Origin of the sequence: Fodinicola feengrottensis, from assembly GCF_010993775.1 — a bacterium.
Classification (GTDB): Bacteria; Actinomycetota; Actinomycetes; order Mycobacteriales; family HKI-0501; genus Fodinicola; species Fodinicola feengrottensis.
In genome coordinates this window covers 34,314-44,166 of sequence record NZ_WOTO01000073.1, presented here as the reverse complement: position 1 = coordinate 44,166, position 9,853 = coordinate 34,314, and the positions used below count along the sequence as shown (strand labels likewise).

Here is a 9,853-nt window from a genome sequence, read left to right as displayed (position 1 = left end):
TAGCTAGCGCTCGTACCGAAAAGCTACGCCCGTACGCGCGAATCGTCGCCTAAGTGTGACTCTGAGAACTGGAGGCAACCGGAACGGCCCGCCGTGTCTCACAGATGTCCCTATTGGCCGCCGCCAGCGGCGCGCCCCCGACGACCGCGCCGGCCCTGATGGCCGCCGCGACTTAGGCCGACGATGGCACCCCTTGGGCGGTTTTCAGCGGCTGGAGGCCGGCTCCGGCATCTCCCCGGTCACCAGGTAGATAACCCGGCGGGCCACCGACACCGCGTGGTCGGCGAACCGCTCGTAGAACCGGCCGAGCAGGGTGATGTCGATGGCAGACTCGATGCCGTGATCCCAGCCGGACAGCAGGATGGTGAACAGCCGCCGGTGCAGCTCGTCCATCCGGTCGTCGTCCTGCTCAAGCTCGGTGGCCAGCTCGACGTCGTTCCCCTCAATGACCGCGCCGGCCTTGTCGACCACCCGCTGCGCGATCTCGCCCATGTCCCGGATGACGTCGTGCAGCTCCGGTGGCACTGCTGAGACGGGATAACGCATCCGGGCGATCTTGGCGACGTGCAGCGCGAGATCGCCCATCCGCTCCAGGTCGGCCACCATCCGCAGCCCGGTGACGATCAGCCGCAGATCCATCCACCCGCGACCGGCTGCTGGCGGGCCAGCAGCTCAAATGCGCGGTCCTCGGTCTCCCGGTAGAGCCGGTCGATCTCGGCATCGGAGGAGATGACCTCCTCAGCCAGCGTCAGGTCGGCTTCCAACAGTGCGGTGGTCGCGCGCGACATCGCGCAGCTGACGAGCTTGGTCATCTCGACCAGGACACTGCCGATCCGGTCGAGCTCGTCGTGGAAGGTATCGCGCATTTTTGTCAGCTGTCCGATTCATCACTGTGAACGTACGGTTGTGCCAACTGTAATCGTGCGGACCAATCGCGGCCGTAAACATCCCGCGCGAATCGGTAAACGCCAGCGAACCGTTCGGTGAACAGTCCTCGGGCTGATCGCAACGCTGGTCACGATGCCTGCCGCCGGCCTTGCGGGCCCGTACGATTGGCGGATGTGGACGCCGCGTTGATCCTGGTCGCTGGCGCCGGGGGCATTGTCGTCGGCGCGCTGACCGCGTTGCTCTTCGTGCTGCTCCAACGCCGCCGCACGGACTCTCCGGCCGGCCCTCGCCCTACCAGTGCCGCGGTGGCGCAGGCTGACCTCGCCCGCCGCAGCCTGCAGCTCATGCAGGTCGGGGTCGTCGTGCTGGACGCCGCGGACCAGGTGGTGCTGTCCAACCAGGCGGCCCGCCGGATGGGCGTCGTACGCGACAACCGGGTCACCCACGGCGCGCTGCGGACCCTCGCCCGGCAGGTGCGGCGGGCCTCCGACGGCGGCGACGTACGCCGGGACACCGAGCTGGACCTGCCGCGCGGCCGGGCCGCCGAGCCGCTGGCCGTACGGGTACGGGTCGCGCAGGTCGGTTTCGGCGACCACGTGGTGCTGCAGATCGAGGACATCACCGAGGCGCACCGGGTGCAGAAGGTGCGCCGCGACTTCGTCGCCAATGTCAGCCACGAGCTCAAGACGCCGGTCGGCGCGCTGCAACTGCTGGCTGAGGCGGTCCTGGACGCCACCGACGACCCGGAGGCGGTGGCCCGGTTCGCCGCCCGGATGACCCGGGAGGCGTCCCGCCTCGGCACCCTCATCCAGGAGATCATCGACCTGTCCCGGTTGCAGGGCGCCGACCCGCTGCCGGAACCGAAACCGGTCTACGTCGACCAGGTCGTCTCCGAGGTGCTCGACCGGACCCGGATGGGCGCCGAGTCGCAGGACATCGTCGTCGTCTCCGGCGGCGAGAGCGGTCTGGTCGTACGCGGCAACGAGGCGCAGCTCGTCACCGCCGTCACCAACCTGGTCGACAACGCGATCAACTACAGCCCGGACCACACCCGGGTCGCGATCGGCACCCGGCAGCGGGACGGCCTCGTCGAGATCAGCGTCAGCGACCAGGGCATCGGGATCGGCGAGACCGACCTGGACCGGATCTTCGAACGTTTCTACCGGGCCGATCCGGCCCGCTCGCGGGCCACCGGCGGCACCGGCCTCGGTCTCGCGATCGTGAAACACATCGCCACCAACCACGGTGGCAGCGTGGACGTGTGGAGCGTCGAGGGCTCCGGCTCCACGTTCACGCTTCGCCTGCCCAGTGCGGCCAGATCGGCCGCCGACGACCCCGCCGTCGCCGACGGTTCCGACCTCGGCCCGGACCCCGACCCTGACGCCGCGGCTGGCACACCAGCCAAAGCGGCCAAAGGGACGGGCAAACTCGCATCGAAAGGACGCGCGTGACCCGAGTGCTGGTGGTAGAGGACGAGGAATCCTTCTCCGACGCCCTGTCGTACATGCTCCGCAAGGAGGGTTTCGAGGTCGCGGTGGCGGCCACCGGGCCCGACGCGCTGACCGAGTTCGATCACAGCGGCGCCGATTTCGTGCTGCTCGACCTGATGCTGCCGGGCCTGTCGGGCACCGAGGTGTGCCGGCAGATCCGGTCCAAGTCGAGCGTGCCGATCATCATGGTGACCGCCCGCGACTCCGAGATCGACAAGGTGGTCGGCCTGGAGATCGGCGCCGACGACTACGTCACCAAACCGTACTACTCCGCGCGAGCTCGTCGCCCGCATAAGGGCAGTGCTGCGCCGCCGGTCGGAGCCGGAGGAGCTCAAACCCGCCGCGCTGGAGGCCGGGCCGGTACGAATGGACGTGGACAGACACACAGTCTCCGTCGACGGCGACTCGGTTTTCGTTGCCTCTCAAGGAATTCGAGCTGCTTGAGATGCTGCTCCGCAACGCCGGCCGGGTCCTGACCCGTGGCCAGCTGATCGACCGCATCTGGGGCGCCGACTACGTCGGCGACACCAAGACCCTCGACGTACACGTCAAGCGCCTGCGCGCCAAAATCGAGCCCGAACCCGGCAACCCCAAGTTCCTGGTCACCGTCCGCGGCCTCGGCTACAAATTCGAGCCGTAAACCGCCCGGTGCGGCGCGAAACTGTCGTACCCACCCCCAAAAATCGCCCCCACCCAGTGACGGGTGGGGGGCGGGTTCGAGGACCAATGTTCAACTAAAAATTAAGGACTACCTCTCAACCCACCCCCGCCCGTTCAAAGGGAGGGGGAAAGAAAAACAGACACCTACGACAATTTCGCGCCGCTACGGCGTGTCGGCGACGCCTTTTCAGCGGTGTTCGGCGACCGCCACGTCTTGGTGCCATTGCCAAACCCTGCCTGTGGCTGACGTGATAGGTGGGCAAAGCCCGTGGCGTCGTACCGAGATTCAAGTCGGCCAGGTTGCACAATCGGAATCCCATTGCGTCAACAGTGCTCAGGAAGTGCCTCCATCCATTCGCGGAGGGCGACGAAATCGGCGGGCTTGAGGCCCTGTCGAGGGTTAACGCGATGGAGGAGGGCGCGACTGGGGTGGCGAGTTGACACCCAGGCTCGATCTATGTCCGTGATTTCGTCGTCCACCCAGGCGAATGAGCGGCCCGCGGCCCAGCTCACGAGAGCGCGTGTTTTTTCCAGTGCAGCCCGTGCCGTTCGTCTTGGTCATCAATGGCCGAAGGCTCGGGCCAGGCCACCACGGGCAGTCCCGGAAGGCCGAGTCGTGGCGCGACGCATTCGTTTGCATCGGCCATCCACGTGGTCGCCCAGACCAGGTCGCACGGCAGTGCGGCCAGTCGCGCCCCGATGTCGGGATTGATTCTCGACAGCAGCGGATTCGGGTCCGTGGGCGGGTACGTCGGGTAGTCTGCGGCGCCGAAGGGGATCAGCGGTCCGTCGACATCGAGAAAAAGCAAGGGCCGCACGATCGGCAGCGGTGTTCAGGAAGTGCTGGCGCGGGCGGCCGTGGTGGCCGGGTGTTCGGCGAGTATTCCCTGCTTATCTCGTTTGGCGCACAGGTCGGCGAGTTTTCGGTATGCCTTCTTGCCGATCAGGGCGGTCAGCTCCGGCCCGTACGAGACATAGACCGGGTCGCTGGCGCCATGTGCCTCCGGCGACGACGTGCACCACCAGTGCAGGTCGTGCCCGCCGGGACCCCAGCCGCGCCGGTCGTATTCGGTCAGGGTGGTGAGCAGCATCTGGGTGTCGTCCTGCCGGGTGGTCCATTCCTCCAGCCGCCGGACCGGCAGTTGCCAGCACACGTCCGGTTTGGTCTCCAGCGGATGCTGACCGTCGGTCAACGCCAACGCGTGCAACGCGCAGCCAGAGCCGCCTGGGAAACCCTCCCGGTTGTGGAAGATGCACGCGCCGTCGACCCGCGCGGTCCGCCGCGACAGCTCGTCGGGCTTCTCGTCGTCGATGGTGTCCATCTCGGTCCAGTTCTCGAACCCGCGGACGTAGTGCTGCCACGTTTTGGGCGTCAGCTTCTTCACGTACGACTTGACGCGTTTTTCGTCGTCCTTGTCAGTGAAAAACGCGCCGTGCGAGCAGCAGCCGGTGTCCGCCCTGCCCTCCACGATCCCGTGACAGCCGGCGCCGAAGACGCATGACCAGCGAGACAGCAGCCAGGTCAGGTCGGCGCGTACGACATGTTCGGCGTTGGCTGGATCGATGAACTCGATCCACTCGCGATCGAAGTCGAGCGAGACCTCGCGATCGCGCGGACGCGGGTCGGGGAGGTCGACGACGGTGCTGGAGGGCTGATGGTGCGACTTGGCCACCGGGAAAGACTACGCGCGGTCGCGAATGTCCAGAACAGGCGCGCCGCACCAGAGGTGTTTACAGGGCCGCCGGCACAGGGCTACCGTCCCGACAGGTGTGGTGTTTTTATGGTGACTTCCGGTCTTTCAGGGGAGATGGTATGGCTATCCGGCATGCCCGGTTCGTGATGCTGGCGGCGGCCGCCGTCGGGCTGGTGGCGGCGGGACTGCCGCCGGTCGCGGCGGCCGAAGCGGCCGACGCGGCGGTGATCCGCGGTTTCACCGCCGCGCATTCGGCCGCCGAACGGACCACCGAGACGGCATACAAGGCAATCCCGTCCGTCGCGGTCGCCCGCGACCTCGACAGCTATCTGGCCGCCAAAACCGGCCTGGTCGGCAGCACCGGCGACTGGCGGCGAGTGCAGTACGTGGTGGCGAAACTCCGTTCGTACGTACGGCTGCAACCACAGATCAAGACCTACTATCCCTATCTTTCGGTGCCCCGGAAGATCAGCGTCACGATGACCGCGCCGACCCGGCAAGTGCTGCCCACCAAGGAAAACTGCCGGTCCGTGGAGACCGACTGCGCCGACGAGGTGGTCGGCTACAACGCGCTGTCGCCGGCCGGGCATGTGAAAGCTCCGGTCGTCTACGTCAACTACGGCACGGTCGCGGACTACCAGGCACTGGAAAAGGCCGGCATCAGCGTGAAAGGCAAGATCGCGCTGGTCAGGTACGGTCAGGTTTTCCGTGGCGTGAAGACGAATCTCGCGGCCGAGCACGGCGCGATCGGGGTGGTGCTCTATTCCGATCCCAAGGACGACGGGAATTCCAACGGTGCGGTCTATCCGGACGGCCCGTGGCGGGCACCGGACGGCATTCAGCGTGGCTCGGTGCAGCAGTTGTGGCTCTATGGCGGGGATCCGCTGACGCCCGGCTATCCGGCCACGAAGAACGCGCCTCGGATCAACCCGGCCGACTCGAACATCGCCAAGATCCCCACCACGCCGATCTCGTACGCTGCCGCCACCCCACTGCTGAAAAAAAACCTGACCGGCCCTGCGGTTCCCCAAGCATGGCAAGGCGGTCTGCCGTTCACTTATCACTACGGGCCTGGCGGCACGGCCGTCGACCTGAACCTGGACATCGACTACAAGATCTCCCCGATCTGGGACGTGACGGCGACCATACCTGGCCGTACTTTCCCTGACCAGGTCGTCTATGTGGGCGCGCACCGGGACGCGTGGACGTACGGCTCGGACGACAATCTGTCTGGCGCGGAAACCGTGCTGCAGATAGGGCGAGGCCTCGGCCAGCTGCTAAAAACCGGTTGGCGACCGGCCCGGAGCATCACGTTGGCCACCTGGGATGGCGAGGAGTACGGCCTGTTCGGTTCCACCGAATATGCCGAGGAAACCGGCGGCAAACTGGCGAACGCGGTGGCGTACATCAATATGGATGGACGGCGCCGCTGGTCGCCACTTCGACGCGTCCGGTGTGCCGTCACTGGATGACGTCGTTTACGACACGACCAAGGAAATCGCCTGGCCGGGCACCGGAAGGACGATCTACGGCGACTGGTCCGCCGACAATGGTGGAAAAGTCCCGCCGGTCGGCCGGCTCGGCAGCGGATCGGACTATACGGCGTTCTTCGACCGTTTCGGTGTTCCGTCGGTAAACATTGGCGCCAGCACGGACTCCGGCAACTACCACTGCTCCTGCGACAACTTCTACATGGAGGACCATTTCATCGACCCAGGCTGGAAATACCACGCGGCGATGGCGCAGGAGGTCGGGGTCGTCACCATGCGGATGGCCGGCGCGGACGTGCCGGAGTTGGACTACGGCTCGTACGCGGCTGAGGTCGTCACGTACCTGACAGCCTTCCAGCAGCGGGAAACCCAGGTCTACGGCACGGATGTGCTGGGGTTGTCCAGGGATATCGCGGCCGCGAAAAGCTGGCAGTCGGCCGCTGGTGGTATTCAGGCGGCGATCGATCGGCAGCTGGCCGCGGGCGCGCCGCCGGCCCGGTTCGCCGTACTGACCCGGGCGCTGGTCGCCTCCGAACACCAACTGCTTGCCGCGCAGGGGCTGCCAAAACGGCCCTGGTTCCGGAACCAGCTCTACGCGCCGGGCATCAATGCTGGCTATGGCACCCAAAAACTGCCCGGAATCAACGACGCGCTGTTCGAATACCACGACACCACCCAGGCCAAAGCGTATGAATTGTCGCTTTATGCCAGTTTGCGCAGAGCGGCAGCGGTGCTGGACCCGGTGACGTAACGTCTGTGAGTATGCGCCTGGGAGTCCTCGACGTTGGATCGAACACGGTCCATCTGCTGGTCGTCGACGCGCACCGGGGTGCCCGGCCGACACCGGCCTACTCGGAGAAGTCCGTCCTGCGGTTGGCCGAGCACATCGATGACGACGGCGGCCTGTCAGCGGCGGGGGAAGCGGCGCTCACCGAGGCGCTGACCTCCGCCGTCAAGGCTTCGGCCCGGCTGCACTGCGACGACCTGATGGCATTCGCCACCTCGGCCGTACGAGATGCCCGCAACGGCGAGAAGGTGCTCGCGCGAGCGCTGCGGGCAACCGGTGTCGACCTGAAGGTGCTGGACGGCCCGACCGAGGCGCGACTCACGTTCCTCGCGGCCCGGCGGTGGTTCGGCTGGTCGGCCGGGCGGCTGCTCAGCCTGGACATCGGCGGCGGGTCGCTGGAGGTGGCCACCGGCATCGACGAGGAGCCGGACGCGGCGCTGTCGCTGCCACTGGGGGCGCCGGCCGGCTGACCCGGGAGCGGCTGCGCGGAGACCCGCCGAGCAAAGCACAGGTGGCCGCGCTGCGGGCGTACGTGGATGAGGAGCTCAAGCCCGCCTTGAAGGCGCTGGCCGAGATCGAACCAGCCGACCGGGTGGTCGCGTCGTCCAAGGCCTTCCGGTCGCTTGCCCGGCTGTCTGTGCGCGCGGCTCCCAGCGTCGACGGCCCGTACGCGCCGCGGTCGTTGACCGCCGTCGGGTTGCGGCAGGTGGTCGCCTTCATTTCCCGGATGTCGTCCGCCGACCTCGCCGAACTGGACGGCGTCAGCGCCGCCCGGGCGCACCAGCTGCTGGCCGGCGCGGTGGTCGCCGAGGCGGCGATGAACGCCTTCAAAGCCGACCGCCTCGACATCTGCCCCTGGGCCCTGCGCGAAGGTGTCATCCTGCGCCGCCTCGACTGGTTGGACGGAAGTTAGCCGCCTCGGGAAGTCCGGTTTGGTGGGGCGGTGCGCCATCCGCCTGGTGGTTGGCGGATCTACCGGCTAGTAGGGCGATTCTTAGGGAGTCTTTGGGTGGAGTGACCCGGGACGTAAAACATCCGTGCGAGCCTTGGGTCGTAGGCTGGATGTCGTGAGTGTGCCGGGAATGAGTGTTATGGACCTCGAAGAGCACGGTGTTCGGGTGCCGGGCGCGGCGGTAGGGCTGTCGAGCGTCTCGGTGTATCCGGAGTCGACCGCGGCGACCTTCGAGATCGCGTCCTCGCTGGGCTACGACGGCGTCGAGATCATGGTGCTGACCGATCCAGTCAGCCAGGACGCGGACGCGCTGGGCACTCTCGCGGACCACTACGACGTGCCTGTGCTGGCGATTCACGCGCCTTGCCTGTTCATCACCCAGCGGGTCTGGAGCACCGATCCGTGGGAGCGGTTGCGCCGGTCGATCGACGCGGCCGAGCGGCTAGGTGCGCCGACCGTGGTGCTGCATCCGCCGTTTCGCTGGCAGCGCGACTACATCAACGGCTTCGAGGAGGGCGTGCAGAAGCTGCAGGCCGGCACGGACGTGATGCTGGCGGTGGAGAATATGTATCCGCTGCGGGCGCGTGGCCGGGAGTTCTCCCCGTACGCGCCGACCTGGGACCCAACCACGTTGGACGTCAAGCACTTCTGCCTGGACAGCTCGCACACCGCGGTGTCCCCGTACCGACCCGCTGGAGCTGGCCGAGCGGATGGGCGAGGGCCTGGTGCACATCCACCTCGGCGACGGCACCGGCCTCGGCCGCGACGAACACATGCTGCCCGGCCGCGGCAACCAACCCTGCGGCCCGCTGCTGGAGCAGCTCGCCGGCCAGTCGTTCACCGGCGCGGTGATCGTCGAGGTCAGCACCCGCTCGGCCGGCAGCCGGGAACGCCGCGAGGCCGACCTGGCCGAGGCACTCGCCTTCGCCCGCCTGCACCTGGCCGCCCCAGCCCGCACCGGCGCCTGATTTCGTCCTTACCGGATTGACGTGACGAAAAACCAGCCGCCTAGAAGGTAGGTGCGGCGCGAAATTGTCGTAGGTGTCTGTTTTTCTTTCCCCCCCCTCCCTTTGAACGGGCGGGGGTGGGTTGAGAGGTGGACCTTGATTTTTAGTTGAACATTGGTCCTCGAACCCGCCCCCCACCCGTCACTGGGTGGGGGCAAATCTGCCGGAGGGGTACGACAGTTTCGCGCCGCACCGCTATGGGCGGCTGCACAATCGGAATCCGATTGTCACAACGGCAGGGGCCTGAGCTGCGCGCGATTCGCAGCGGCGTGACAATCGGGCGATCAGTTGGCGGCCTGGGCGCGCTTGCGGGCGCGGTGGGCGGCCACGTGGGCGCGGGTGGCGCAGCGGTCTGAGCAGAACCGGCGGGACGCGTTCGTGGAAGTGTCCAGGTAGACGTTGTCGCAGCCGTTGCCGCTGCACAGCCCGAACCTGGTTGCGCCCCATTTGGTGAACGCGACGGCGAGCCCCCAGACCGCCCCAGCGCCGTACTCAGCGCCGATGCCGGCGCCATGGCCGGTCACGTGCAGGTGCCAGAGGCCGGAGTCGTGGCCGGAGATCCGCGGCCGGATCGGATGCGCCTCCAGCAGTGCGTTCAGCGCGTCGACGGCGCCCAGGTTGTCGCCACCGGCGGCGATTTCGAAGACTTCGCGCAGGCCCGCGCGTACGGCGGCGGCGAGTTCGGACACGTCCCTGGCGGCGCAGCTTGTCGTGCCACCAGGGCTTGTCGGCCAGCAGCGCGACCAGATCCTCGGTGCTGGCCATCGGCGCGTTCGCCAGCTTGATGCCTTGGTGCGCGTAAGTCTCTGCGTCCACTTGTGAACCTTACCGCCATCCCCTAACGTAAGGATCAGATCGCAATAATGACCATTACTCATTGGGAGG

Annotated in this window: 6 protein-coding genes and 4 pseudogenes; 6 read left to right on the top strand and 4 right to left on the bottom strand. The window is 67.1% G+C overall.

Going from position 1 to position 9,853, the window contains the following annotated elements; translation table 11 throughout:
* Positions 1-204 precede the first annotated feature (204 nt).
* Positions 205-866, bottom strand: a pseudogene (gene phoU, locus GNX96_RS42705) (phosphate signaling complex protein PhoU).
* A 195-nt stretch (positions 867-1,061) separates the two neighbouring features.
* Between phoU and GNX96_RS42700 the strand changes: the two are divergent.
* Together GNX96_RS42700 and GNX96_RS42695 are read left to right on the top strand one after the other, a co-directional pair.
* Positions 1,062-2,339, top strand: coding sequence for a sensor histidine kinase (locus tag GNX96_RS42700; RefSeq protein WP_279582998.1), 1,278 nt, complete (start codon positions 1,062-1,064; stop codon positions 2,337-2,339).
* Positions 2,336-3,018: pseudogene (locus GNX96_RS42695) on the top strand (response regulator). Before GNX96_RS42700 ends, GNX96_RS42695 begins: the two are co-directional and overlap by 4 nt.
* A 529-nt stretch (positions 3,019-3,547) precedes the next feature.
* On the opposite strand, the gene GNX96_RS59580 reads toward GNX96_RS42695, so the two are convergent.
* Positions 3,548-3,856, bottom strand: a complete 309-nt coding sequence (locus GNX96_RS59580; RefSeq protein WP_279582997.1) for an HAD domain-containing protein — start codon at positions 3,854-3,856, stop codon at positions 3,548-3,550.
* 15 nt (positions 3,857-3,871) lie between these two features.
* Complete coding sequence (locus GNX96_RS42685; RefSeq protein ID WP_163573242.1) at positions 3,872-4,711, bottom strand: hypothetical protein; 840 nt, start codon at positions 4,709-4,711, stop codon at positions 3,872-3,874.
* Positions 4,712-4,851: 140 nt separating this feature from the next.
* Between GNX96_RS42685 and GNX96_RS42680 the strand changes: the two genes are divergently transcribed.
* The 4 genes and pseudogenes from GNX96_RS42680 to GNX96_RS42665 all read left to right on the top strand — a co-directional run bounded on the left by GNX96_RS42680 (position 4,852) and on the right by GNX96_RS42665 (position 8,929).
* On the top strand, positions 4,852-6,204 hold the full coding sequence (locus GNX96_RS42680) for a M28 family peptidase (protein ID WP_163573241.1): 1,353 nt from the start codon (positions 4,852-4,854) through the stop codon (positions 6,202-6,204).
* Positions 6,188-6,973 (top strand): transferrin receptor-like dimerization domain-containing protein, encoded by a 786-nt coding sequence (locus tag GNX96_RS42675; protein WP_279582996.1) that lies wholly within the window; start codon positions 6,188-6,190, stop codon positions 6,971-6,973. The genes GNX96_RS42680 and GNX96_RS42675 overlap by 17 nt, the downstream gene beginning before the upstream one ends.
* Positions 6,974-6,984: 11 nt before the next feature.
* A pseudogene (locus GNX96_RS42670) lies at positions 6,985-7,922 on the top strand (Ppx/GppA phosphatase family protein).
* Positions 7,923-8,100: 178 nt separating this feature from the next.
* Positions 8,101-8,929: pseudogene (locus tag GNX96_RS42665) on the top strand (sugar phosphate isomerase/epimerase family protein).
* A 323-nt stretch (positions 8,930-9,252) separates the two neighbouring features.
* Here the strand turns inward: GNX96_RS42665 and GNX96_RS42660 are convergent.
* Positions 9,253-9,846, bottom strand: coding sequence for a CGNR zinc finger domain-containing protein (locus GNX96_RS42660; protein ID WP_279582995.1), 594 nt, complete (start codon positions 9,844-9,846; stop codon positions 9,253-9,255).
* Positions 9,847-9,853 lie beyond the last annotated feature (7 nt).

Bases quoted from the DNA above. Each gene is read 5' to 3' on its own strand.
- GNX96_RS42680 (WP_163573241.1), top strand. From the start codon at position 4,852: ATGGCTATCCGGCATGCCCGGTTCGTGATGCTGGCGGCGGCCGCCGTC.
- GNX96_RS42660 (WP_279582995.1), bottom strand. From the start codon at position 9,846: ATGAGTAATGGTCATTATTGCGATCTGATCCTTACGTTAGGGGATGGC.